The sequence below is a fragment of the Rhodococcus sp. G6(2025) genome, assembly GCF_058628105.1.
Map to the genome: position 1 here is coordinate 6,849,028 of NZ_CP179750.1, position 26,028 is coordinate 6,875,055.

Annotated in this window: 21 protein-coding genes; 8 read left to right on the forward strand and 13 right to left on the reverse strand. The window is 67.8% G+C overall.

Annotation, left to right across the window (positions count from 1 at the left end; genetic code table 11):
* Positions 1 to 130 precede the first annotated feature (130 nt).
* The 8 genes from ACLIVD_RS31735 to ACLIVD_RS31770 all read left to right on the forward strand — a co-directional run bounded on the left by ACLIVD_RS31735 (position 131) and on the right by ACLIVD_RS31770 (position 7,738).
* Positions 131 to 778 (forward strand): alpha/beta fold hydrolase, encoded by a 648-nt coding sequence (locus ACLIVD_RS31735; protein WP_317571710.1) that lies wholly within the window; start codon positions 131 to 133, stop codon positions 776 to 778.
* Positions 771 to 2,111: an NAD(P)/FAD-dependent oxidoreductase gene (locus ACLIVD_RS31740; RefSeq protein WP_283333682.1), complete on the forward strand. Its 1,341-nt coding sequence runs from the start codon at positions 771 to 773 to the stop codon at positions 2,109 to 2,111. Before ACLIVD_RS31735 ends, ACLIVD_RS31740 begins: the two co-directional genes overlap by 8 nt.
* Entirely contained in the window at positions 2,108 to 2,848 is a 741-nt protein-coding gene (locus ACLIVD_RS31745) for a DUF1365 domain-containing protein (RefSeq protein ID WP_283333681.1), read from the forward strand. The genes ACLIVD_RS31740 and ACLIVD_RS31745 overlap by 4 nt, the downstream gene beginning before the upstream one ends.
* Complete coding sequence (locus tag ACLIVD_RS31750; protein WP_280780610.1) at positions 2,845 to 4,227, forward strand: class I SAM-dependent methyltransferase; 1,383 nt, start codon at positions 2,845 to 2,847, stop codon at positions 4,225 to 4,227. Before ACLIVD_RS31745 ends, ACLIVD_RS31750 begins: the two co-directional genes overlap by 4 nt.
* The gene (locus ACLIVD_RS31755) at positions 4,224 to 5,534 is read left to right on the forward strand and encodes a class I SAM-dependent methyltransferase (protein WP_283333680.1); all 1,311 of its coding nucleotides are present in this window, start codon (positions 4,224 to 4,226) and stop codon (positions 5,532 to 5,534) included. Before ACLIVD_RS31750 ends, ACLIVD_RS31755 begins: the two co-directional genes overlap by 4 nt.
* The gene (locus ACLIVD_RS31760) at positions 5,531 to 6,331 is read left to right on the forward strand and encodes a DUF1295 domain-containing protein (protein ID WP_283333679.1); all 801 of its coding nucleotides are present in this window, start codon (positions 5,531 to 5,533) and stop codon (positions 6,329 to 6,331) included. The genes ACLIVD_RS31755 and ACLIVD_RS31760 overlap by 4 nt, the downstream gene beginning before the upstream one ends.
* Positions 6,332 to 6,429: 98 nt before the next feature.
* A complete protein-coding gene (locus tag ACLIVD_RS31765) occupies positions 6,430 to 7,008 on the forward strand; it encodes a sigma-70 family RNA polymerase sigma factor (protein ID WP_011595276.1) in 579 nt (192 codons plus the stop codon).
* A complete protein-coding gene (locus ACLIVD_RS31770) occupies positions 7,001 to 7,738 on the forward strand; it encodes an anti-sigma factor (protein ID WP_283333678.1) in 738 nt (245 codons plus the stop codon). The genes ACLIVD_RS31765 and ACLIVD_RS31770 overlap by 8 nt, the downstream gene beginning before the upstream one ends.
* A gap of 58 nt (positions 7,739 to 7,796) precedes the next feature.
* Here ACLIVD_RS31770 and ACLIVD_RS31775 read toward each other — a convergent pair whose 3' ends face one another.
* The 13 genes from ACLIVD_RS31775 to ACLIVD_RS31835 form a co-directional block, all read right to left on the reverse strand.
* Positions 7,797 to 9,980 carry a malate synthase G gene (locus ACLIVD_RS31775; protein WP_491931231.1) on the reverse strand — a complete coding sequence of 728 codons (2,184 nt, stop codon included), beginning with the start codon at positions 9,978 to 9,980 and terminating at the stop codon, positions 7,797 to 7,799.
* A gap of 135 nt (positions 9,981 to 10,115) precedes the next feature.
* Positions 10,116 to 11,588 (reverse strand): pyruvate kinase, encoded by a 1,473-nt coding sequence (gene pyk, locus ACLIVD_RS31780; protein ID WP_491931232.1) that lies wholly within the window; start codon positions 11,586 to 11,588, stop codon positions 10,116 to 10,118.
* Between the two features lie 18 nt (positions 11,589 to 11,606).
* A complete protein-coding gene (gene aceE / locus ACLIVD_RS31785; RefSeq protein WP_491932943.1) occupies positions 11,607 to 14,456 on the reverse strand; it encodes a pyruvate dehydrogenase (acetyl-transferring), homodimeric type in 2,850 nt (949 codons plus the stop codon).
* Between the two features lie 84 nt (positions 14,457 to 14,540).
* Positions 14,541 to 15,269, reverse strand: a complete 729-nt coding sequence (locus ACLIVD_RS31790) for an aspartate/glutamate racemase family protein (RefSeq protein WP_491931233.1) — start codon at positions 15,267 to 15,269, stop codon at positions 14,541 to 14,543.
* Between the two features lie 12 nt (positions 15,270 to 15,281).
* On the reverse strand, positions 15,282 to 16,799 hold the full coding sequence (locus tag ACLIVD_RS31795; RefSeq protein WP_491931234.1) for an NCS1 family nucleobase:cation symporter-1: 1,518 nt from the start codon (positions 16,797 to 16,799) through the stop codon (positions 15,282 to 15,284).
* A gap of 207 nt (positions 16,800 to 17,006) precedes the next feature.
* Positions 17,007 to 18,350, reverse strand: coding sequence for an allantoinase AllB (gene allB, locus ACLIVD_RS31800; protein ID WP_037226270.1), 1,344 nt, complete (start codon positions 18,348 to 18,350; stop codon positions 17,007 to 17,009).
* The gene (locus ACLIVD_RS31805; RefSeq protein WP_283331975.1) at positions 18,343 to 19,740 is read right to left on the reverse strand and encodes an NAD-dependent malic enzyme; all 1,398 of its coding nucleotides are present in this window, start codon (positions 19,738 to 19,740) and stop codon (positions 18,343 to 18,345) included. The genes allB and ACLIVD_RS31805 overlap by 8 nt, the downstream gene beginning before the upstream one ends.
* A 53-nt stretch (positions 19,741 to 19,793) precedes the next feature.
* Positions 19,794 to 20,852 (reverse strand): allantoicase, encoded by a 1,059-nt coding sequence (alc, locus tag ACLIVD_RS31810; protein ID WP_283331976.1) that lies wholly within the window; start codon positions 20,850 to 20,852, stop codon positions 19,794 to 19,796.
* Entirely contained in the window at positions 20,849 to 22,000 is a 1,152-nt protein-coding gene (locus ACLIVD_RS31815; RefSeq protein ID WP_283331977.1) for a glycerate kinase, read from the reverse strand. The genes alc and ACLIVD_RS31815 overlap by 4 nt, the downstream gene beginning before the upstream one ends.
* 11 nt (positions 22,001 to 22,011) lie before the next feature.
* Entirely contained in the window at positions 22,012 to 23,817 is a 1,806-nt protein-coding gene (gene gcl / locus ACLIVD_RS31820; RefSeq protein ID WP_283331978.1) for a glyoxylate carboligase, read from the reverse strand.
* A 36-nt stretch (positions 23,818 to 23,853) separates the two neighbouring features.
* Positions 23,854 to 24,738: a 2-hydroxy-3-oxopropionate reductase gene (locus ACLIVD_RS31825; RefSeq protein ID WP_280781351.1), complete on the reverse strand. Its 885-nt coding sequence runs from the start codon at positions 24,736 to 24,738 to the stop codon at positions 23,854 to 23,856.
* Between the two features lie 33 nt (positions 24,739 to 24,771).
* The gene (locus ACLIVD_RS31830; RefSeq protein ID WP_283331979.1) at positions 24,772 to 25,593 is read right to left on the reverse strand and encodes a hydroxypyruvate isomerase family protein; all 822 of its coding nucleotides are present in this window, start codon (positions 25,591 to 25,593) and stop codon (positions 24,772 to 24,774) included.
* Positions 25,594 to 25,619: 26 nt separating this feature from the next.
* Entirely contained in the window at positions 25,620 to 26,027 is a 408-nt protein-coding gene (locus ACLIVD_RS31835; protein WP_283331980.1) for an allophanate hydrolase-related protein, read from the reverse strand.
* Position 26,028: the final 1 nt, after the last annotated feature.

Here is a 26,028-nt window from a genome sequence, read left to right on the forward strand (position 1 = left end):
CCACACCGATGCCGCCGGGCTCTTGCGTGCTCCCACGTGAGTGCCACGGTGTGCTCGAGCACGCTTCGCCACTCACGTGAGCGGGTGGGGGTCCGCCCATCCGACGCAAAGTCAGCTCCGAATAACGGTTATGGAGAAAGGCTCACCCACCGCCCCGGCGTACGTGCTCGTGCTGCCCGGCGGCAAACCACGCAGTCAGGCACCCTCGCGGTGCTGGCATCTGTCGAATCTGCGCATGACCTGGATGGCCTGGTCTCTGAGGTCGAGGCTCGGGCGGCACGGAATCGTCGTGGAGCGGTTGCAGTACCGGGTCCGCGGATGGAACGCCCCCGAGGCCAGCCCGGTGCACGACGCCCGGGTAGCCGTCGAACGGGCCCGGCTGCGGTTCGGGGACGTCCCCGTCGCCGTCGTCGGGCATTCGATGGGCGGCCGCGTCGCCGCCCACCTCGCCGCCCTCGACAACGTCCGGGCGATCGCCGCGCTCGCACCCTGGTGGCCCGCGTCCGACGGCGAACTGGTGCCCGCCGACCGCAGCCTGATGGTCGCGCACGGAACCGCCGACCGCTGGACGGATCCCACAGCTTCCCGGGTCCAGACCGAGCAGGCGCTGGCTCGTGGGGTGAACGCCTCGTGGATTCCCCTGACGGGAGCCGGACACTTCATGCTCACCCGGCCACGCTGGTGGCATCGCATCACCGCCGATTTCGTTCTCGACGCCTTCGCCGCGGAAGGTGTCGTCGCCGCACCGACTGACCGGAAAGCAGGTCGCCATGCATGATTCGGAGAAGCTCGAACGCAGGAACGTCGCGGTGATCGGCAGCGGCGTCGCAGGGTTGACCGCCGCCTACGTTCTGTCCCGCCACGACCGCGTCACCCTCTACGAGGCCGACGCCCGTCTCGGCGGCCACGCCCACACGCACCACCTGACACTCGACTCGGGCGCAGAAGTGGACGTCGACACGGGCTTCATCGTGCACAACGACCGCACCTACCCCACGCTGCTGCGCCTGTTCGCCGAACTCGACGTGGCCACCCAGGATTCGGACATGTCGATGTCGATCCGATCCGATGCGAGCGGGCTCGAATACGCAGGCGCGAAGGGGATCCGCGGGCTGTTCCCCACCGCCCGCACCCTTGCCCGGCCGCGGTATTGGCGGATGCTCGGCGAGGTCCTCCGGTTCCACCGTTGTGCCCGAGCCGTGCTCGACACCCCGGTCGACGAGGCCGGCGCGCAGGAACCGCTGGGCGAGTTCCTGAGCCGCAGCGGTTTCAGCCCGTACTTCGTCGAGAATTTCATGACTCCACTCGTCGCGGCGGTGTGGTCGTGCGATCCCACGACAGCGGCGCACTACCCGGCCCGCTACCTGTTCACTTTTCTCGAGCACCACGGAATGCTCACCGTCTTCGGATCACCCACGTGGCGCACCGTGACGGGCGGCTCGGCCCGCTACGTCGAGAAGGTGGCGGCGCACCTCGACGAGATACTTCTCGGCACCCCCGTGCAGCGGGTGGAACGCACCCAGGACGGCGGCGCGTGCGTCGTCGACGGCAGCGACGACGTCCGGTACTTCGACGCCGTGGTGGTGGCCGTTCACCCCCGTCAGGCGCTCGCCCTGCTCGGCGACGCCGCGGACCTCGAGATCGAGATCCTCGGCGACATGCCGTACTCGGTGAATCACGCCCAGCTGCACACCGACGAGTCGCTGCTCCCCCGCGCGGAGAACGCCCGGGCCTCCTGGAACTACCTGACTCCCGCCGACAGCACGGACGCGACGGGCGTCATCGTCACCTACGACATGACCCGGCTGATGCGCCTGAACACCGTGCACGACCGGCGGTTCCTCGTCACGCTCGGCGGGAAGCACCTCGTCGACCCGTCGACGGTCGTCGCCGAGATGACGTACGAGCACCCCGTCTACACCCCCGAATCCGTGGCGGCGCAGTCGCGGCTGAGCGAACTCGGCTCCGGCACATTTGCTTTCGCGGGCGCCTACCATGGCTGGGGGTTCCACGAGGACGGGGCACTCTCGGGCCTGCGCGCCGCCGAACGGATCGGCGGCTCGTGGGATACACATGCCGGACGACACCGCGACCGGGAGACGGTGTCATGACCGCGCCGGCGATCTACTCGACGACGATCCGGCACGCCCGCACCGAACCCGTCCGCAACAGTTTCCAGTATTCGAGCTACAGCTGGTACGTCGACGTCGACGACCTTCCACACCTGCCCGGGTGGCTCGGCCCGTTCGCCCGCTTCCGCGCCGAGGACCACTTCGAGCCGGTCCCCGGTGCCGCCGCGGACACGCTGCGCGCCAGGGTGGATGCGTTCCTCGCCACCCACGGAATCGACCTCGGCGGCGGGACGGTGACGGCGCTCCTGAACGCGCGGGTGCTCGGGTACGTGTTCAACCCGCTCAGCGTGTACTGGTGCCACGACGTCGACGGCAGCCTCCGCTGTGTGATCGCCGAGGTACACAACACCTATGGTCAGCGGCACAGCTACCTGATCCGACCCGACAGCCGCGACCGTGCCGAGGTGGACAAGCAGTTCTACGTCTCCCCGTTCAACGACGTGAGCGGCCGTTACGAGATGTGGTTCCCCGAGCCCGGCGACACGCTCTCGCTGAACGTGGTACTCCACCGGGACGGGCACGCCCCGTTCACCGCGACGGTGCGGGGAACGCGGCAGCCCGCCACCCACCGCACGGTCCTGAGGACCCAACTACGCACTCCCCTGGCACCTCTCGTGGTGTCGGCTCGCATTCGCATCCAGGGGATCACTTTGTGGGCCCGTGGACTCCCCGTCACGGCTCGGCCCGACGGCCGGCAGAAGGAGACAGTTCAGTGAGAAGGAACAAGGACACGGACATGGACGCATCGCCTGCCGTCAGTACCGCCGACCTCGCGTTCACCGTCGAGGATCCGCGGATCGACAACCGGATCTGGCCCGGCCTGGCCGACGTGCCGACCGGTCTGCGTGCCTCGCTGTCGGCGAAGATTGCCGACCGCCTGTTCCGCCGCGCGGCCGCCGACCTCGACGTCCGCATCGAGTACCCCGACGGCACCCTGGTTGGGGCGCGCCGGGAACAGGAGATCCTGCCGCGCATGATCATCCGCAACCCGGATGCGTTCGCCCGGCGGGTCGGGACGAGCGGCCTCATCGGTTTCGGCGAGTCGTACATGGCCGGCGACTGGACGTCGCCGGATCTCGCCGCGGTGCTGAGCGTGTTCGCCTCACGGATGGCGACCCTCGTTCCCCGCCCGCTGCAACGGTTGCGCGCACTCTATGTCGCCAAACACCCCGCCCAGGAACGCAACACCGAGCAGAACACCCGCTCCAACATCTCCCGGCACTACGACCTGTCCAACGAGATGTTCGAGACGTTCCTCGACGAGACGCTGACGTACTCGAGCGCACTGTTCGCGTCGACCCCGACCCGGGTGGGGCAGGTCCGGGACGTGACGGTCCTGCGGGCACCCGTCCCACAGATCACCCCGAAGTGGGAGGATTTCGCGGACGCGCAGCGCCGCAAGATCGATCGGCTGCTCGACGAGGCCGGCGTCGGTGCGGGCACCAGGCTGCTCGAGGTCGGGACGGGTTGGGGAGAACTGTGCATCCGGGCGGCGGAACGCGGCGCCGTGGTCCGCTCGGTGACGCTGTCCAGCGAACAGCAGAGCCTGGCCCGCCTGCGCGTCGCCGAGGCCGGCCACTCGGACACCGTGCAGATCGACCTGCTCGACTACCGCAACGTCGACGGCGAGTACGACGCCATCGTGTCGGTCGAGATGATCGAGGCAGTCGGACATGAGTACTGGGCCACCTACTTCCGGGTGCTCGACAAACTCCTCGCTCCGGGCGGAAAGGTCGCGCTGCAGGCGATCACCATGCCGCACGATCGGATGCTCCAGACCCGCAACACCTACACCTGGGTGCACAAGTACATCTTCCCGGGCGGTTTCCTCCCGTCGACGGAGGCGATCGAATCCGTCACCGCCGAACACACCGCGCTACGGGTGCGGGAGCGCCTGAGCATGGGACAGCACTACGCGGAGACGCTCCGGCTGTGGAAGGACCGGTTCGCCGCGCACAGCGCGCAGGCGGAGGAACTCGGATTCGACGAGACGTTCCGCCGCATGTGGCATTTCTACCTCTGCTACTCCGAGGCCGGGTTCCGCTCCGGCTACATCGACGTCCAGCAGTTCGTCCTCGACAAGACGGGAGCATGACCGTGACCGTTGCCGCCGAACTCGACAAGGCGTTGCGTCCGCTCGTCCGCGGGGAATTGCCCGTTCATCTGACCGCGTGGGACGGCAGTACCGCCGGCCCGGTGACGGCGCCGAAGGTGGTGCTGCGCAGTCCCGACGCCCTGCGCCGATTGCTGTGGAGCCCCGGGGAACTCGGGGCCGCACAGGCCTACGTGACGGGTGAGATCGACGTCGAGGGCGACCTGGGCGAGGCCCTGGCACATGTGTGGGCGGTGGCGCGCGAGCGAGGTCTCAGCGGCGTCCGGCCGAGCCCGTGGACGGTCGCGAAGGTGTTGCGCGTCGCCGCGAAGCTGGGTGTCACGGGCGGGCCGCTTCCCGCACCCGCCGCACAGGCGAACATCCGCGGACGGCTGCACAGCATGCTGCGCGACCGCGCCGCGATCAGTCACCACTACGACCTGTCCAACGATTTCTACGCACTGATCCTGGACCCGCAGATGGCCTACTCGTGCGCCTATTTCACCCGGAATGCGCCGGGAACGCCGCAGGATTCGGACTACGGACTCGAGGACGCCCAGCGGGACAAACTCGACCTGGTGTGCCGCAAGATCGGACTCGAAACCGGCATGCGACTGCTCGACGTCGGATGCGGCTGGGGATCGCTGAGCCTCCACGCCGCGGCCGAATACGGCGCACACGTCGTCGGTGTCACCATCTCCCGTGAGCAGAAAGTGTTCATCGACAAGCGGATCGCCGAGCGCGGTTTGCAGGACCGCGTCGAGATCCGTCTGCAGGATTACCGCGAGGTCCCCGACGGCCCGTTCGACGCCGTCGCGTCCCTCGAAATGGGTGAGCACGTGGGCGAGAAGAACTACGCCCGGTACGCGCAGGCCCTCCACGACAACGCGAAGCCCGGTGCGCGGGTGCTGATCCAGCAGATGTCGCGCACCGGACGCCATCCCGGCGGCGGCCCGTTCATCGAGTCGTTCATAGCTCCCGACATGACCATGCGTCCCGTCGGTGAGAGCGTCGCGTACCTCGAACGAGCCGGGCTCGAGGTGCGCGACGTGCACGGTCTCCGTGAGCATTACGTCTGGACCGTCGACGCCTGGCTGGAGAAGTTCGAGTCCCGCTGGGACGACGTCGTCGAGATGGTCGGGCTCGAGATGGCCCGGGTGTGGCGGTTGTACCTCGTCGGCGGCGCGATGAGCTTCGAGCAGGGCCGCATGGGTGTCGATCAGATCCTGGCCGTCAAGCCGACCGCGGCGGGTCGGTCGATGATGCCTGCCGTGCGGGTCGACTCCGCGGGATCCGGCGTGCTCCGATGAACGGGATCGACTGGTCGGAATTCGGCGCCGTCACCGCGGCGAGTGTTCTCGTGCTCGCCGTCCTCCAGGCCGCGACGTTCCTCATCGGGCGGCGGATCGGACGCTACAACGTCGTCGATGTGTCCTGGGGCCTCGGTTTCGTCCTGGTAGCGCTCATGGCCGCCGTCGTCGGCGACGGCGACGCACTGCGCCGCTGGCTGGTGGTGGTGCTCGTCGCGGTGTGGGGTCTGCGGCTGACCTGGCACATGTACGCCAAGTCTGCGGGCAAGGGCGAGGACCCGCGCTACGTGGAGATGCTCGACCGGGCGGGCGGCGACTCGCCCTGGGTCGTCGTCCGGAAGATCTTTCTCACCCAGGGACTCGCGCAGTGGTTCGTCTCGCTGCCGCTGCAGATGTCGGCCGTACTCGGTCCCGCATCCGGCCTCGGCGCGGTCGTCGCGGTACTCGGAGTCCTCCTGTGGGTGGTCGGTGTCGTGTTCGAAGCGGTCGGCGACCACCAGTTGAAGGCATTCAAGGCGGACCCGTCCAACAAGGGCGTGATCATGGATGTCGGCCTGTGGGCGTGGACGCGGCACCCGAACTACTTCGGCGACTCCTGCGTGTGGTGGGGACTCTGGCTCATCGCGGCGAGCGTGTGGCCCGGCGCCGTCACCGTGCTGTCTCCCGTGGTCATGACGTACTTCCTGGTGTTCGCGACCGGCGCGCGACTGCTCGAGAAGACGATGTCGCAGCGTCCCGGCTACCCCGAATACCAGCAGCGCACCAGCTATTTCCTCCCCTTGCCGCCGAAGCGGTGAGTGCCATGCCGGCATCGCTCGCATCCCCTCGGATCCCATCGTGGTCACACCGGCCGCAACCTGCTATTAGGCTGTGGATCGATGAACGGAATGGGCCGATGACCGGTGTCGACAGGGACACGGAGAACGTGACGCTGACGGCGTTGCTGGCGCGTATCGCACAGGGCGAGCGGGATGCCTTCAGCGACTTCTACGAACGCACCAGCGCGCGGGTGTACGGCATGGTGCTGCGGGTCCTGCGCGATCCCGGATACAGCGAGGAAACCACCCAAGAGGTGTACCTGCAGGTCTGGAACAACGCGGACAAATTCGATCCGAAGCAGGGGTCGCCGCTGTCGTGGCTGATCACCCTCGCTCATCGCCGTGCCGTCGACCGGGTGCGGTCGGAGCAGTCCGGCACCGAACGGGAAGCCGCCTACGGCGCCTCGAGTTGGTACGGACCGTTCGACGCGGTGTCGGAGGAAGTCACCCGACGCGGCGACACCAGCGACGTCGTCGACTGCCTCGGCACGCTCACCGAAGTCCAGCAGAGAACGGTGGTCCTCGCCTATTACGGAGGCCTGACGTACCGAGAGGTGTCGGAACGGCTGTCCGTGGCGCTTCCGACGGTGAAATCACGAATTCGAGACGGATTGATCAGGCTCAAGCAATGTCTGGGGGTGCAGTTCGATGGATGAGTCCCAGCACGAGATCCTCGACCTCGCCCAGGTGTACGCCCTCGACGCCGTCGACGATCAGCAGCGCCGCGAGATCGACACCGCGGTCCAGAGCGCACCGCCCGACGTTCGCCTCGAATTCGACACCACCGTCCGCGGTGTGCACGAGACGATGGCCGCCCAGTCGGCGTCCACCGCGGTCGAGCCGCCCGCTCACCTGCTCGGGCGCATCCTCGATGCGCTGCCCGGCACCGCCGCTTCGCCCGCGCCGATAGCACTGGACGAGGTTCGTGCGCGCAAGCGCAGGCGTCTCGTGGCGGCGTTGAGCGCGGCGGCAGCGGTGATCGTCCTCGCCGTGGGTGGCATCACCGTCGCCCAGCAGTTGCAGAGCGAGGACGGCCAACCCGTGCCCGCTCAGATCCTCGCGGCCGACGACGTCCGCACGGCGGTCGCACCGATCGCCGGTGGCGGTTCGGCCACCGTCGTGTACTCCAAGGACGTCGACGCCGGAGTGCTGGTGATGAACGACGTCCCGCCGCCCGCACCGGGTTCGGTGTATCAGATGTGGCTGCTCGGACCGTCACACGAGCCGGTGTCCGCCGGAATCATGGAAGCCGATGACGTGTCACCGTCGACCACCGCGGTCGTGAACGACATCGACCAGTCCACGGAACTTGGATTCAGTGTGGAACCGCCCGGCGGTTCCACCCAGCCGACCGGCGACATCTTCGCGACGGTGAACCTCACCTGATACGTGAGTGGCGAAGCGTCCCGCGGGACGCTTCGCCACTCACGTGGGGGGCGACCGGTCAGGCGTTGGCTGCTTTGTATTCGCGGCGGCGGCGGTGCAGGATCGGTTCGGTGTAGCCCGACGGCTGCTTGGTGCCGTCGAGGATCAGTTCCTTCGCGGCCTGGAAGGCGATGTTGGTGTCGAAGTCGGGGGCCAGGGGCCGGTAGGTGGGGTCGTTCTGGTTCTGCCGGTCCACGACCGGGGCCATCCGTTGCAGCGACTGCACGACCTGGTCGGCGGTGACCACTGCGTGCCGGATCCAGTTCGCCAGCAGCTGGGACGAGATGCGGAGGGTGGCGCGGTCTTCCATCAGGGCGACGTCGTGGATGTCGGGGACCTTGGAGCAGCCGACGCCGGCGTCGATCCAGCGGACCACGTAGCCGAGGATGGACTGGCAGTTGTTGTCGAGTTCTTCCTGCTTCTCGGCCTCGGACCAGTCGGTGTTCGGGGCGAGGGGGATGGTGAGGATCTCGTCGAGGGTGGCCCGCCGGGTCCCCGTCAGCCGGTTTTGGACAGCGACGACGTCGACCTGGTGGTAGTGGGTGGCGTGCAGGGTGGCCCCGGTCGGGGACGGCACCCACGCGGTGTTCGCGCCGGCCTTGGGGTGGCCGATCTTCTGCTCGAGCATCTCGGCCATCAGCTCGGTCATCGCCCACATGCCCTTGCCGATCTGCGCTTTGCCCTGCAACCCGCAGGCCAGACCGGTGTCGACGTTCCAGTCCTCGTAGGCGGTGATCCAGGTCTGCTTCTTCATCTCGGCCTTGCGGATCATCGGCCCGGCCTCCATCGAGGTGTGGATCTCGTCGCCGGTGCGGTCGAGGAACCCGGTGTTGATGAACACCACCCGCTCCGACGCCTCCCGGATGCAGGCGGCGAGGTTGACGGTGGTGCGGCGTTCCTCGTCCATGATGCCGACCTTGAGGGTGTTGGCGGGCAGCCCCAACACCTGCTCGACCCGGCCGAACAGTTCGGTGGTGAACGCGACCTCGTCGGGGCCGTGCTGCTTGGGTTTGACGATGTAGATCGACCCGGTGCGGGAGTTGACCAACGGCCCCGTCTGATCGCCCGTGCTGAGTCCGTGGACGGCGCACAGGGAGGTGATCAGGGCGTCGAGGATGCCCTCGGGGATTTCGGTGCCGTCGCCGTGCAGGATCGCCGGGGTGGTCATCAGATGCCCGACGTTGCGGACGAACAGCAGCGACCGCCCGTGCAGGGTGAGCTCGGACCCGTCCGCGGCGGTGTAGGTGCGGTCGCCGTTGAGGCGGCGGGTGAAACTTTTGCCGCCCTTGGTCATCTCCTCGGTCAGGTCCCCGCGGTTGAGGCCCAGCCAGTTGCGGTAGCCGATCACCTTGTCGTCGGCGTCGACGGCGGCGACGGAGTCCTCGAAGTCCATGATGGTGGTGACCGCGGACTCGAGCACCACATCCTTGACCCCGGCCGCGTCCGTTTGGCCGATCGGGGAGGTGGGGTCGATCTGGATTTCCGCGTGCAACCCGTGGTTGCGCAGCAGCACACTGGTCGGGGCGGCCGGGTCGCCGAGGTAGCCGACGAACTTGCCCGGCTCCGCGAGGCCGGTGATCGTGCCGTCGGCGAGCTGCACGGTCAGGGTGGCGCCGTCGACGGTGTAGCGGGCGGCGTCGGCGTGCGACCCGGTCGTCAGGGGGGCGGCGGTGTCGAGGAAGGTGCGGGCCCAGGCGATGACCTTGTCGCCGCGGACCTTGTTGTAGGAGGCACCGGCCTGCGCGCCGCCGTCGTCGGGGATGGCGTTGGTGCCGTACAGGGCGTCGTACAACGACCCCCACCTCGCGTTGGAGGCGTTCAGCGCGAAGCGGGCGTTGAGGACCGGGACCACCAGCTGCGGGCCGGCGGTGGCGGTGATCTCGGTGTCCACGTTCGCCGTGGACACCTCGAACGGGGCCGGTTCGGGCACCAGGTACCCGATCTCGGTCAGGAACGCCTTGTACTCGGCCGGGTCGATCACGGTACCGGCCCGGTCGCGGTGCCAGCCGTCGATCCGGGCCTGCAGGTCGTCGCGGGTGGACAGCAGGGCCTTGTTCTTCGGCGCCAGCTCGTCGATCACCTTGGCCGCACCCGACCAGAACCCGTCGGCGTCCACCCCGGTCCCCGGCAGCGCCTCCTCGTTCACGAAGTCGTAGAGCACCTTCGCGACCTGCAGACCGCCGACCTCAACACGCTCAGTCATGAAATGACTCACCTTCCGCACTTGGCAAAACTTCCACGATGCGAAAACACAGTTTCGTATCTTGACATTAAGAAAACCGTGTCCATCGAGTTCTGTCAATAGCGGACGGCCGTACGGTTACAGCGTCACATCCGATCAGTGGTCTTCCTCGCCGATCCTGTGGACGTGGATCAGGTTGGTCGAGCCGACGGTGCCCGGAGGCGATCCCGCGACAATGACGACGAGGTCGCCCCGCTGGTACCGGCCCAGGCCGAGGAGCGCGTGGTCGACCTGATGGATCATCTGGTCGGTCGACTCGACGGGGTCGACGAGGAACGTCTCGGTCCCCCAGGTCAGCGCGAGCTGAGCGCGCACCGCCGGGAGCGGGGTGAACGCCAGCAACGGCAGCGGAGTGTGTAGCCGCGCGAGCCGGCGCACGGTGTCCCCGGACTGGGTGAACGCGACCAGCGCCGCCGCACCCAATCGTTCCCCGATGTCGCGCGCCGCGTAGGACAGGACTCCGCCCTTCGTGCGGGGTACGTGCGCCAGCGGCGGAACGTGCGTGGACTTCTCCTCCACCGCGCTGATGATGCGGCCCATGGTGCGGACCGTCTCCATCACGTGCTTCCCGACGGACGTTTCGCCCGACAGCATGACGGCGTCGGCGCCGTCGAGGACGGCGTTGGCCACGTCCGACGCCTCGGCGCGGGTGGGCCGTGAGTTCTCGATCATCGACTCGAGCATCTGCGTCGCGACGATGACCGGCTTCGCATTCTCGCGGGCGACCTGGATGGCCCGCTTCTGCGCGAGCGGCACCTGTTCGAGAGGAAGCTCGACGCCCAGATCGCCGCGGGCGACCATCACCGCGTCGAACGCGAGCACGATCGCCTCCAGGTTGTCGATCGCCTCCGGCTTCTCCAGCTTCGCGATCACCGGGATCCTGCGGCCGACCCGATCCATCACGGCATGGACGAGTTCGATATCTGCCGCCGATCGCACGAACGACAGGGCGATGAGGTCGACACCGAGATGCAGTGCGAACTCGAGATCGGCGATGTCCTTGCCCGACAGCGCCGGGACCGACACGTTCATCCCCGGCAGCGACACACCCTTGTTGTTGCTGACCGGACCGCCCTCGGTGACCCGGCACACCACGTCGTTGCCGTCGACGTCCGTGACGACCAATCCGATCTTGCCGTCGTCGACGAGCAACCTGTCACCGGGCTCGGCGTCCTCCGCCAACTGCTTGTAGGTGGTCGACACCCGGTCGTGGGTGCCGTCGCACTCGTCGACGGTGATCCGCACGAGGTCGCCGTCCGACCAGACGGTGCTGCCTTCGGCGAAGCGCCCCAACCTGATCTTCGGGCCCTGGAGATCGGCGAGAACACCCACCGCCCGGCCGGTGCGTTCGGACGCGTCCCGCACCCGGAGGTAGTTCTCCTCGTGATCGGAATGTTCGCCGTGGCTGAAGTTGAGCCGTGCGATATCCATTCCGCAGTCGACGAGTTCACGTGTGCGGTCGCCGGTTGCCGTTGCGGGCCCGAGGGTGCACACGATCTTCGCGCGCCTCGCCGATGCGGGCACCTCCCGGCCGGGTGTGCCGAGGTATTCGGAAACTGTTGCTGTCATAGGATTTTCGATTCCGTTCTAGGCACTGCCGGTGTCGGCGTAGGAGACGGCCGCGGCGCGGACGTCGTCGATGCGGTACCGGTTGGCGGCCTCGACGGCCTTGGAGCGGTCGAGGGTGCCTTCGCCGGCGAGGGCGGACAGCACGGCGACGACGATGGATTCGGCGTCGACGTTGAAGTACCGGCGGGCGGCGGGGCGGGTGTCGGAGAAGCCGAACCCGTCGGTGCCGAGGGTGGTGTACGAGCCGGGGACCCACTGGCGGATCTGGTCGGCGACGGCGCGCATCCAGTCCGAGGCCGCCACGAACGGGCCGGCGGCGTCGGACAGGGCCTGCGTGACATACGGCAGCGGGGCGTCGGTGCCGGGGTCGCGCAGGGCCTGCGTGACATACGGCAGCGGGGCGTCGGTGCCGGGGTCGCGCAGGGCCTGCTTCTCCCGTTCGATGCCGTCGCGGCGCAGTTCACCCCAGGAGGTGACCGACCACACGTCGGCGGCCACACCCCACTCGTCGGCGAGCAGCTGCTGGGCCCGCAGGCCCTCGGGCATGGTGACTCCGGAGACCAGGATCTGCGCCTTCGGGCCCGATGCCTCGGACTTTTTGAACAGGTACATGCCCTTGAGCAGGCCGTCGACGTTGAGGTCGGCGGGTTCGGCGGGCTGGGAGTAGGGCTCGTTGTAGAGGGTGATGTAGTAGAAGATGTCCTCGCCACCGAACCCGTCCACCCCGTCGGTGCCGCCGTACATCCGGCGCAGACCGTCCTTGACGATGTGCGCGATCTCGTAGGAGAACGCCGGGTCGTAGGCGACGGCGGCCGGGTTGGTCGAGGCCAGCAGCAGCGAGTGCCCGTCGGCGTGCTGCAGGCCTTCGCCGGTGAGGGTGGTGCGGCCGGCGGTGGCGCCGAGGACGAACCCGCGGGCCATCTGATCCGCGGCGGCCCACAGGCCGTCGCCGGTGCGCTGGAACCCGAACATCGAGTAGAAGATGTACAGCGGGATCATCGGCTCACCGTGGGTGGCATACGAGGTGCCGACCGCGGTGAACGAGGCGGTCGAGCCGGCCTCGTTGATGCCCTCGTGCAGGATCTGCCCGATCTCCGATTCCTTGTAGGCGAGCATCAGCTCCGCATCCACCGCGGTGTACAGCTGCCCGTTGCGGTTGTAGATCTTCAAAGAGGGGAACCAGGAGTCCATCCCGAAGGTGCGGGCCTCGTCCGGGATGATCGGGACGATCCGCTTGCCGATCTCCTTGTCCCGCAACAGCTCCTTCATGATCCGCACCAACGCCATGGTGGTCGCGACCTGCTGCTTGCCGGAGCCCTTGCGGACCACGTCGTAGGTCGAGTCCGCCGGCTGCGGCAACGGTGCCGGGCTGGTGCGGCGCTGCGGCAGGAACCCACCCAACGCCTTACGGCGGTCGAGCATGTACTGGATTTCCGGGGCATCGGGGCCGGGGTGGTAGTACGGCGGCATCTTCGGGTCCTTCTCCAACTCTTCGTCGGAGATCGGGATGCGCTGCAGGTCCCGGAAATTCTTCAGATCGTCGAGGGTCAGCTTCTTCATCTGGTGGGTGGCGTTGCGGCCCTCGAAGTGCTTGCCCAGGGTGTAGCCCTTGATGGTGTGCGCCAGGATCACCGTCGGCTGCCCCTTGTGCGCCATCGCCGCCGCGTACGCGGCGTAGATCTTGCGGTAATCGTGGCCGCCGCGCTTGAGGTTCCAGATGTCGCGATCCGAGAGGTTCTTCACCAGTTCCTTCGTCCGCGGATCCCGCCCGAAGAAGTGCTCGCGCACGTACCCGCCGTCGTTGGCCTTGTACGTCTGGTAGTCACCGTCGGGGGTGACGTTCATCAGGTTGACCAGGGCGCCGTCCCGGTCCGCGTGCAGCAGTGCGTCCCACTCGCGGCCCCAGACCACCTTGATCACGTTCCAGCCGGCGCCGCGGAAGAACGACTCCAACTCCTGGATGATCTTGCCGTTGCCGCGGACCGGGCCGTCGAGGCGCTGCAGGTTGCAGTTCACCACAAACGTCAGGTTGTCCAAACCTTCGGTGGCCGCCACGTGCGCCAGGCCGCGGGATTCGGGTTCGTCCATCTCCCCGTCACCCAAAAACGCCCACACGTGCTGGTCGGAGGTGTCCTTGATGCCGCGGTCGTGCAGGTAGTGGTTGAACCGGGCCTGGTAGATCGCGTTCATCGGGCCCAACCCCATCGACACGGTCGGGAATTCCCAGAAATCCGGCAGCAGGCGGGGGTGCGGGTACGACGGCAGACCGCCGCCCTGATCGGCGTGCGAGTGTTCCTGCCGGAACCCGTCCATCCGCTCCGCCGGGATCCGCCCCTCCAAGAACGCGCGGGCGTAGATGCCCGGCGAGGCGTGGCCCTGGATGAAGATCTGATCCCCACCCCCGGGATGGTCCTTGCCGCGGAAGAAGTGGTTGAACCCCACCTCGTACAGGGCCGCCGACGACGCATACGTCGAAATGTGGCCACCGACCCCGACGCCGGGGCGTTGCGCGCGGGTCACCATCACCGCCGCGTTCCACCGGATGAACGCCCGATACCGGCGCTCGGTCTCCTCGTCGCCGGGGAACCACGGCTCGTTCTCCGTCGGGATGGTGTTCACATAATCGGTCGACGTCAACGCCGGCAACGCGACGTGCTTCTCCCCGGCCCGCTCGAGCATCCGCAACATCAGATACCGGGCACGGGTCGGTCCGGACCGGTCCAACAGTCCGTCGAACGATTCCAACCACTCCGTGGTCTCGTCCGGGTCGATATCCGGCAGATAAGACGCAACACCCTCACGGATGACGCGAACCGAGCCGGCGCGGCCGGGGTCTACGGAGGTCGTGGTCTGTTCGAGCAAAGGGATACTCCATCGTTGCGGGCGCGGGATAGGGCGCCGTAGTGGCCGTCCGGGGTGAGGACGAAGCTGTACAACTCACTGCAGAGGTGACTACCGCGGTTTCGCGAGCGGCCATCCCGTGATCTGCTTGGGACGCGGGGGCGCGTAGGTGCGCACCTTCGAGGTCGAGAGACCCAACCCTACAAGAGATTCCGCCAATTTTACAGCGGCACTGACGCCGTCGACCACCGGAACGCCGGTGCGCTCCCGGATTCGGTCGTCGAGGCCGGCCATTCCACCGCAGCCGAGGCAGATCACCTCGGCCTTGTCTTCGCGCACAGCAGCTTCGGCCTCGTCGACGATCGCCTCGATCGTGCGCTCGGGGTCGGTTTCCAGCGCGAGGACGGGCAGACCGCTCGCGCGTACACTCGCGCACTTGGCGTCGAGGCCCGCGAGCCGGAGCCGGTCTTCGATGAGCGGGACGGTGCGGTCGAGCGTGGTGACCACGGAGTACTTGTGTCCCAGCATCATTGCGATACTTGCGGACGCCTCGGTGATGTCGACGACGGGGACGTCGAGCAACTCCTGCAGGCCCTCCCGGCCGTGTTCGCCGTACCCGGCCTGGATCACCGCGTCGTACGGTTCCGGGTACGACCGCACCCGGTCCATCACCGCGATCGCGGCGAGGTAGCTCTCGAAGTTTCCTTCGACGGATTCCGCACCGATCTCCGGTGTGAGCCCGACGATCTCGGTGCCGGGTGCCGCGACGGCCTCGGCCTGTTTGGCGATGGCGTCCGTGATGGACGTCGTGGTGTTGACGTTGACGACGAGAATGCGCATCGAAAGCTCCTGTCAGTGGTCGCCGTGGCCGCTGTCCACGGCGATGGACTCGCCGGACACGTCCACGTACTGCCGGGTGCGGTCGCCGACGACCGCGTAGATTGCTGCCGCCAGGCCCGCTCCGATGAACCAGGAGAACGGGGCGACGAGATGGAAGGCGGGGACGATCGCGAACAGGGTGCTGACGAGGGCGGCGGGAACGAGGGCATAGATCGCCCGCAGGTTGAATCCCTTGCGGTAGTAGTAGGTTCCGGTCGGACTGTCCGAGTAGAGGGCGGGTACGTCGACCTTCGTGCGGCGGATGAACCAGTAGTCGACGAAGATGATGCCGAACAGCGGGCCGAGGACGGCACCGAGGCCACCGAGGAAGTAGTTGATCACCACCGGGCTGTCGTAGAGATTCCACGGCAGCAGGACCACGCCGATGCAGGCGCTGATGATGCCGGCCTTGCGGAAGCTGATCTTCTCGGGGGCGAGGTTCGACAGCACGTACGACGGTGCGACGAAGTTCGCCATGACGTTGACGGCCATCGTCACGATCACGAGGGCGAGGCAGGCCAGCGACAGGAACAGGGTGTTCGGGATCGCCGCGACGATGTCGGTGGGGCTGTCGATGATGGTTCCGTCGATCTGGAACTGGGCGCCGCACAGAATGAACGCGATGACGGCGAACGCGAGGACGTTGACGAACAGGCCCCAGAAGTTGCCGCGCACGACGGCGGTCTTCGACGGGGAGCGCCGCGAGAAGTCGCAGAAGTTGAGGATCAGGGTGCCGTAGATCGACATCCACAGGGCTGCGCCTGCGAAGACCTGCCGCCACATCTCCCCGCCCGAGGCGGGCTGATCGGACGTCCACGCGATGGAGAAGTCGGTGCGGAACAGCATCCACAGGGCGAGCGAGCCGACCGTGACCAGGATCAGCGGACCGGCCAGGCTCTCGAATCGGCGCACGGCCTCCATCCCGTAGACGAGGACGCCGATCTGGATCGCCCAGATCCCGATGAAGCAGATCCATCCGAGGCTGGAGAGTCCGAGGATCGAGTTGTGGTCGAAGCGGTCGAGGGAGGGCGCGACGGCGACGAGGAAGATCCGGAAGACGATCGACGCGAGGTAGGTCTGGATTCCGAACCAGACGATCGCGATGACCGCGCGGACCATCGCGGGAATCTGGGCGCCGCGGATGCCGAAACTGATCCGGCTCATCACGGGGAAGGGCACGCCCGTCTTCTGGCCCATGAACCCGGCGTAGGTCATCGCGACGCAGACGATGACCGCGCCGATCATGAGCGACAGGATCATGTGGCCGCCACCCAGCCCGAGCGCGAACAGGCCGATGGCGAACGAGTAGTTGGCGATGTTGTGGACGTCGTTGGTCCACAGCGTGAAGATGCTGTAGCTACCCCAGCGGCGACCCGAGGCCTTCGTGGGTGCCAGGTCCAGGTTGTAGAGTGTGGTACTCGTCTGGGTCGCTGGCGGCGCCGGCGTCGCGACGGTGGTGGTGTGCCGCGAGACTGTGTCGTCTATGAGCATGTGCCTGTCCTTGCGTGGCGGCGAACGAACTTCCATATCACGGAAAGCTTGTTCCATTGGTCCCTCCAAGTGTGAGCCAGGCAACAGTGGGCGGTCAATGATTTCGGCAGGATATATCTTGGTGGCGCGCCGACCGGAACACGACAAACCCGCTGCAGCACTGGATCTTTCGGATCCAGCGCGACAGCGGGGGAGAGCGCGGCGGCGTCAGGCCAGTCCGCGGCTGAGCAGCCGCCCCCGGGGCGCCTCGTCGAGGTCGATCCGCTTGCCGGCCAGCCAGGTACTACGCACGACGCCGGCGAGGGCACGCCGATCGTAGGCGGAGACGGGATTCTTGTGCTGCAGGGCGGCCACGTCGACGACGAACGCCTCCTCGGGCGCGAACACGGCGAAATCCGCCGCGTACCCCAGCGCGATGTGCCCTTTCGTGTTCAGCCCGACCTGCTCGGCCGGGTTCTCCGCCATCCACCGGACCACGTCGTTCAGGCTGTGCCCGCGACGTTTGGCCTCCGACCACACCGCGGACAGCGACACCTGCAGCGAGGCGATGCCGCCCCACGCGACACCGAAGTCGCCGATGTCGAATCTCTTGAGGTCGACCGTGCACGGGGAGTGATCGGTGACGACGCAATCGATCACGCCGTCGGCCAGGCCCTGCCACAGCAGTTCACGGTTCCCGGCTTCACGGATCGGCGGGCAGCACTTGAATTGCGTTGCCCCCGAGGGTATCTCTTCCGAGACGAACGACAGATAGTGCGGGCACGTCTCCACGGTGAGCTTCACGCCGTCCTTGCGGGCCGACGCGATCATCGGCAACGCATCGGAGCTCGACAGGTGCAGGATGTGCACCCTGCACCCGGTCCACCGGGCCAGCTCGATAACCTCTGCGATGGCGAGATTCTCGGCACCGCGCGGCCGCGAGTCGAGGAAGTCCGCGTAGTTCTCCCCACCTGGCGACGTCGCGCGGTCGATCGCGTGTGCGTCTTCCGCGTGCACGATCATCATCGCGCCGAAGCCCGCGATCTCCTTCAGCGCCAGTTCGAGCTCGGCCGGATCCAGCGGCGGAAACTCGTCGACGCCGGAGTGCAGCAGGAAGCACTTGAATCCGAACACGCCCGCGTCGTGCAGGGCCCGCAGGTCCGGGACGTTGCCGGGCACGGCGCCGCCCCAAAATCCGACGTCGACGTATGCCTGATCGGCGGCGACCCGGCGTTTCACGTCGAGTGCCAGGGCGTCGACGGTCGGCGGGATGCTGTTGAGCGGCATGTCGACGATGGTGGTCACCCCGCCTGCGGCCGCGGCCCGGGTCGCGCTCGCGAATCCCTCCCACTCGGTGCGGCCCGGTTCGTTGACGTGCACGTGCGTGTCTACGAGACCGGGGATCAGCACCTCGTCGTCGCCCAGTTCGACCACGACCTCGGCGTCGAGCTGGGCGCCGAACGGTTCGATGACGACGATCCGGCCGTCCCGCACACCCACGCAGCGGGCGACCTCCCCCGCCGCGGTGATCACCCGCGGGGCGCGGAACAGCAGGTCGAGCCGATCAGACATCGTGTTCACCACCTGCGCCGGCAACGCTGCGCACCGCCGCGGCCACGGCCGGGGCGACTGCGGCATCGAACACACTCGGCACGATGTACGTGGGGTTGAGTTCCGACGGAGACACCGAATCGGAAATCGCGCGGGCGGCCGCGATGAGCATGTCGTCGGTGATCTCGACGGCGTGCGCGTCGAGCAGGCCCCGGAACACGCCCGGGAACGCGAGCACGTTGTTGATCTGGTTCGGGAAGTCCGACCGTCCGGTCGCGACGACGGCCGCGTGCCTGCCGGCCGCGACCGGATCGACCTCGGGCACCGGATTCGCGAGGGCGAACACGACCGACCGCTCCGCCATCGTCTCGATGTCGCTGCCGGTCAGGATGTCCGGCGCCGAGACACCGATGAACACGTCCGCACCGACCAGTGCGTCCCGCAGCGATCCGGACCGAGCTTCCGGGTTGGTGTTGTTCGCGATCCAGGACCGGAACGAGTCGGATGTGTCGTCGGGCGAGAGGATGCCGTTCCGCCCGCACGCCACGATGTTCGTGGCACCCTGCGCGACCAGCAGTCGGATGATGGCGTGTCCGGCGGCGCCGACCCCCGAGACCACGATCTTCACCGTGTCGAGGCTCTTCTCGACCACCCGCAGGGCGTTGGTCAGTGCGGCGAGAACCACGATGGCGGTGCCGTGCTGATCGTCGTGGAACACCGGGATGTCCATCATGTCGCGGAGCCGGGCCTCGATCTCGAAGCAGCGTGGGGCGGAGATGTCCTCGAGGTTGATTCCCCCGTACACCGGTGCGAGGGCCCGGACGATCTCGACGATCGCGTCCGTGTCCTGGGTGTCCAGGCAGACCGGCCACGCGTCCACGTCCGCAAACTGTTTGAACAGGGCCGCCTTGCCCTCCATCACGGGAATCGACGCGGCGGCACCGATGTTGCCCAGCCCCAGCACGGCCGAGCCGTCGGTGACGACCGCGACGGTGTTGCGCTTGATCGTCAGCCGCCGCACGTCCTCGGGGTTCTCCGCGATCGCGGTGCAGACCCGGGCGACGCCGGGTGTGTACGCGCGGGACAGGTCGTCGCGGTGCTTGAGCGGAACCTTCGGCACCACTTCGAGTTTCCCACCGAGATGGAGCAGGAACGTGCGGTCACTGACCTTGCCGACCACGACACCGGGCACGTCGGCGATCGCGGACGCGATCTGCTCGGCGTGCTCGACGTCGGAGGCGTCGCACGTCACGTCGATGACCATGTGGTCGGGGTGGCTCTCCACCACGTCCAACGCGGTCATGGCGCCCTTCACGGAGGCCACCGCCCCCGCGAGAGTCGAGGTGGTGCCTGCGCCGACCGGGGCCGTGACGCGAACGGTGATGGAGTAACCGGGACTGGGATTGGGCATGCGTGTTTCCTCGGGTTCGTCAGGTAGGGGTGGAGAGCGCGCCGGTGCTCCGACTAGCGCGGCGCCTGGTCGGCGACGAGCGCTTGATGGCTCTGGGGCAGGGCTTCCCACCAGGTGCGTCGCGTCTCCGCCAGCGCAGTCGCGTCGAGGTCGCCGAACAGCCGCAGCCGGGACAGGCCACCGTCGGGGTAGACGTCGAGTCGCAGGTGCGTGGCCGCCTCGGTGGCGTCCAGAACGAAGCGGTGCCTCGTGTCGGGCTGCACGGCCGTGCGGGACAGCAGTTCGGTCCACGCGCTCTCGTCGGCGATGTCGGCGGTCCGCGCGTCGGCGGTGCTCAGCCGCACCCAGCCGGGCGCGTTCCCGACGTAGTAGCTGGTGTCGATCTCGACGTGCCGGGGAATGCCGGCCGCGGCCAGCGAGAACACCGCGAAGTCGTTGCCGCCGCCACGACGCCGGGAGTTCTCCCAGCCCTCCCCCATGTTCCGGGCCCGCCCGGGAAGGATGATGTTCGCGGGCGACGCGTAGAACGCGTCGGAGCAGCCGACGAGGCGTCCGCCGTTCTCCGCGGCCAGCAGGTCCACCGTCCCGTCGAGGAACCGGGGGTCGGGCACGACCTCACCGTGCACCCGCAACCGTGCGACGCCGCCGTCGGGGTAGATGGACAGCCGCACGTGTGTCCACCGGTGCCGGTCGGCGACGGCGTAGGCGTTCGCGGCGTGGCCCTCGGCCGGGGACTTCTCGACGATGGTCTGCCAGTCCGCCTTCATGACCTCCTCGATGGACGGGTAGCCCTCGATCGACGCCGCCTCGATGGAGATGAAGGGCGGGTAGTTGCCCTTGAAGTGCGCGGTGTCCACGATGATCCCGTGGATGATGCCCGCAGCCCCGAGCCGGACGATCGCGTAGTCGTGGCCGTCGTCGCGGCGGCGGCGGGTCTCCCACCCGTCGTACACCTTGCCCTTGTGCCCGAAATCGGACGGGTCGAAAAACGGGGCCTCCGCCTTGATGAGGTTCTCCCGCTGGGCGAACAGTTCGTCGTTGGCCGCGGATACGCTTCCGCCGAGGGCGCGTGAGGCGAGGTCGGGTAGTGCGGTGAAGTCGGGTGACGTCATGATTCTCCTCGTGTGCTGAGTGGTGCGAGTTCGGCAGTCGATGCCGCGATCGTGCAGCCGATCCGGCGCAGTAGTTCCGCCGCATCTCTGATCGATCGATGAAGGTCCGGTTCGAGGTCCGCGAGTGCGTATGTCGCGGAGATGCCGGCGGCGTGTAATTTGATGTCGCTGAGCAGGTTTCGGCCGCAGACGGCGAGGACGGGAATTCCGGCCTTGCGCGCCTCGATCGCGACGCCGATCGGCGCCTTGCCGTGGAGGCTCTGCGCGTCGAGTGCCCCCTCACCGGTGATGACGAGGTCCGCCCCCGCGAGTCTCCCGGGAAAGTCGACGAGCCCGAAGACCGTGTCGATGCCGGGCCGCGTGTCGGCCCCCAGCACCGAGATCGCGCCGAACGCCGCGCCTCCCGCAGCGCCCGCACCCGCGATCCGGCTGTCGTCGCGGCCGGTCGCGGCGCGCACGACCTGCGCCCACCGGGACATGGCGTCCTCGAGGACGACCAGTTCTTCTGCGGCCGCGCCCTTCTGGCTTGCGTATACGGCGGTGGCGCCCGTCGGGCCGAGGAGCGGATTGTCGACGTCGCAGGCGAGCCGGAAGTGCGCCGCACGCGCCGCCGGGTGGAGACCGGTCAGGTCGACCCGGGCGGCGTGGCGCAGCGCCGCTCCCCCCTGCGCGACCTCGTTGCCGCCGGCGTCGAGGACACGCACGCCGAGGGCCTGTAACAAGCCGGCACCGCCGTCGGTTGACGCGCTGCCCCCGAGACCGACGATGATCTCGCGGGCTCCCCCCTCCAGCGCGTGCCTGACGACGGTGCCGAGTCCGAATGTACTGGCACCCATGGGATCCATCACACCGTCCGGGAGCAGTACCAACCCCACGGCCGAAGCCAGTTCGACCACCGCGGTCGAGCCGCGCACCGCGTAGGACGAGGTGACGGGTAGACCCGTCGGCCCCGTGGTGGTCACCGCGACCGGAGACCACCCTGCGGCGACGGCCGCGGCGACGGTGCCGTCGCCGCCGTCCGCGACCGGAACACGATCGATCACCCAGGACGGATCACCGGCCAGGAGTCCGTCAGCGAGGGCGTCCGCCACTTCCGCGGCGGTGAGGGATCCCTTGAACTTGTCGGGTGCGACCAGTACACGTGTCACGGTGCCCCCCCCTAGTCCAGCAGCATGAGGGCTGTGGGAGCGTGCTCCCAGCTCTCCGCCAGATCCTCGAACTCGGCGACGTTGTCGAGTTCGGTTCCCATCGCGATGTTGGTGACCCGCTCGAGGAAGACCTCGACCACCACCGGCACCTTGTGCTCACCGGCGAGCTCACGGGCCTTCTCGAGGGCGCCTGCGATCTCGCCGGGCTCGGTGACCCGCAGCGCCTTGCAGCCCAGCCCCTCGGCGACCTTGACGTGATCGACGCCGTACCCCTTCGGGACCGCGGGCAGCACATCGTGTTCGGTGGTTTCCTGGGTGTTGATGTTGTCGAAGCCCAGCTGCACGCAGAAGTCCATGTCGAATGCGCGCTGCGCCTGACGGATCAGTCCCAGGTAGGAGTTGTTCACCACGACGTGGATGTACGGCAGGTTGAACTGGGCGCCCACCGCCAGTTCCTCGATCATGAACTGGAAGTCGTAGTCACCGGACAGCGCCACGACGGGTGTCTCCGGCTCCGCGGCCACCACTCCGAGAGCGGCGGGGATGGTCCAGCCCAGCGGCCCGGCCTGGCCGCAGTTGATCCAGTTGCGGGCCTTGTAGACGTGCAGGAACTGGCCGCCGGCGATCTGCGAGAGCCCGATCGTGCTGACGTACCGGGTGTTGCGCCCGAAGACGCGGTTCATCTCCTCGTACACCCGCTGCGGCTTGACCGGGACGTCGTCGAAGTGGGTCTTGCGCTGCATGGTCCGCTTCCGGGTGGCACAGTCCTCGACCCAGGTGCTGCGGTCCGCGAGTGTTCCGGCGGCCTTGCGCTCCTTCGCGACGGCGACGAACAGTTCGAGCGCCGCCTTGGCGTCGGAGACGATCCCGTAGTCCGGTGCGAACACGCGGCCGATCTGGGTGGGTTCGATGTCGACGTGAACGAACTTGCGCCCCTTGCGGTAGGTGTCGAGACCGCCCGTGTGCCGGTTGGCCCAGCGGTTGCCGATGCCCAGGACGAAGTCCGACGCCAGCATGGTCGCGTTGCCGTACCGGTGGGCGGTCTGCAGACCGACCATGCCCGCGGCGAGGCGGTGGTCGTCCGGGATGGTGCCCCAGCCCATCAGCGTCGGCACCACCGGAACGTCCAGCAGTTCCGCCAGTTCCACGAGCAGATCCGCGGCGTCGGCGTTGATGATGCCGCCGCCGGCGACGATCAGCGGGCGGTCGGCGGCCCCCAGCATGTCGAGGGCCTTCTCCGCCTGCGCCCGGGTCGCCGCCGGCTTGTACACGGGCAGCGGCTGGTAGGTGTCCGGGTCGAACTCGATCTCCGCCAGTTGCACGTCGATCGGCAGGTCGATGAGAACCGGTCCCGGCCGACCGGACCGCATCAGGTGAAATGCCTGCGCGAACGCACCCGGAACCTGGGCCGGCTCGAGCACCGTCATCGCCATCTTCGTGACCGGACCCGCGATCGCGGCGATGTCGACGGCCTGGAAGTCTTCCTTGTGCAGGCGCGCGACCGGGGCCTGCCCCGTGATCGCGAGGATCGGGATCGAGTCCGCCATCGCCGAGTACAGGCCGGTGATCATGTCGGTCCCGGCCGGCCCGGACGTCCCGATGCAGACACCGATGTTCCCGGCCTTGGCGCGGGTGAACCCCTCGGCCATGTGGGATGCGCCCTCGACGTGGCGGGCGAGGACGTGCTTGATCCCACCGTGGTCACGCATTGCTGCGTAGAACGGGTTGATCGCCGCACCGGGGAGGCCGAAGGCCTGGGTGGCACCTTCGAGTTCCAGAATCTTGACCGCTGCGTCAGCGGCGCGCATACGAGGCATATCAGTTCTCCATCGAGGATTACGAGTTGAAGCGGGTCACTGGGAGGGGCGGCCGGACAGCCGCTCCACTCCGCGCAGCAGACCCGAATGATCCAGGCCACCATCACCGTTCGCACGGGCGGAGGCCATCAGCTGGGCGACGACGGCGCCGAGGGGTGTCACGACGCCTGCCTCACGGGCAGCGCTGGTCACGATGCCGAGGTCCTTGTGGTGCAGGTCGATCCGGAATCCGGGTTCGAACGACCGGTCCAGCATCTTCTGCGCCTTCTGGTTCAGGACGGCCGATCCGGCGAGCCCGCCGCCGAGTACCTCCACGGCGGCCGCGGTGTCGACACCGTAGGCCTCGAGGAAGATGATCGCCTCCGCGAGGAGCTGGATGTTGCCGGCCACGATCAGCTGGTTCGCTGCCTTCACCGTCTGTCCGGAGCCGTTCGGGCCCACGTGGACCACCGTCTTCCCGACGACGTCGAGGATCGGCCTGGCCGACTCGAAGTCTTCCGGGGCGCCGCCGACCATGATCGACAGTGCGGCGTTGACCGCACCGGCCTCGCCACCCGACACCGGGGCGTCGATCAGCCGGAATCCACGCTCGGCCGCCTGCGCGGCGAGTGCGGTGGTGACGTCGGGCCGGATGCTGGAGAAGTCGATGATCAGAGCGCCTGCCGGGGCGTGCTCGAAGACTCCGTCCTCACCGGCGAGTACGGCCTGCACGTCGGGCGAGTCGGGGACCATCACGGCCACGACGTCGGCGCCGGCAACGGCCTTGGCGATGGAGTCCGCTGCGGTGCCGCCGGCCTCGACGAGTGCCGCGGTGCGCTCGGGCGAGCGGTTGTATCCGACCACCTGGTGGCCGGCCTTGGCGAGATGAACGGCCATGGGGCTGCCCATGATTCCGAGTCCGATGAATGCGATAGTGCTCACGAGTGTCCTCGATTCCGTCGAAGTGGTGGTGTGTCAGTGGCCGGCGCGGGACGCGCGCTGTTCGCGGGGCAACCAGTCGAAGGTGTCCGGTCGGGTGGACTTGTACTCGAGCCCTACGTATCCGCGGTAGCCGTGTCCGGCGAGCCTCGTCAGGTAGCCGTCGATGTCGAGTGTTCCGGTGCCGGGTTCTCCGCGACCAGGAGCATCCGCGATCTGTACGTGCCCGATGCGGTCCGCGTACGTGTCGATCGCGGCGCCGACGTCGTCGCCGTTGACCTCGAGGTGGTAGAGGTCTGCGAGGAGCCGAAGCGAGTCGACACCGTGTTCCGCCTTCACCCGGTCGATCACGGCAATCGCGTCGGCCGCGCTCTTCAGCGGGTACGCCGGCGTGCCGCTGACCGGTTCGACGAGCACGACCGCACCGATACGATCCGCCGCCTTGCCCGCCTGGGCGAGGTTCTCGGTGGCCGTGTCGTCCTGAATCTTCGGATCCGTGCCGTCGATACGATTACCATACAGGGCGTTGAAAGCTTTGGTGCCCAACCGTTCTCCGATTCCGACAGTGATGTCGATGTTGTCGCGGAACGCCGAGACCTGCGCCGGGTCGGACAGCAGTCCGCGGTCCCCCGCCGGCATGTTGCCCGCCGCGAAGTTCAACCCGGTCAGCTGCACTCCGGCGTTCTCGATCGCGCCCACGAACGCGTCGACGTCGCTGTCCCGCGGTACGGCGGTGTCGAAGGGCCACCAGAATTCGACGGCGTCGAATCCGGCATCCCGGGCAGCCTGTGGGCGCTGCAGGAGCGGCACGTCGGTGAGCAGGATCGAGCAGTTCAGGGTGTAGGCCAAGGTATCCATCGGTTGTTTCTTCACTTTCCGGGTTTTCAGGAGACTGTGGTGTTGTCGGGCTCGGGCAGGCCTCGGTAGCGTCGCCAGCCGCCGTGATCGGTGATCTCGGTGAGCTCGCCGGCTCGGCTCTCGAGGAGGCCCGGTCGCAGGCCTACCGCCAGAACCGAACGGCCGTCGGACAGTTCGATCACGGTGAGCTCGAGCTCCTCGGGCTCCTCGGGGAGGAAGTCGGTGCGAATGTCTCCGATCGGCACGTCGTAGAGCTCGCCCTCGATCGAGGCTCCCCCAGTCTCCATCAGCAGCAGTGCGGGGAATTCGTCACGCACGGAGAAGAATCGGTACTTCGGGGCGGTCCGGACCGTGCCGAGGAACGTGTGCGCGGACACGTTGTGATGCAGGTTTCCGCCACGCATCGCTCCACCGTTGCAGAACAATTCGGCCATC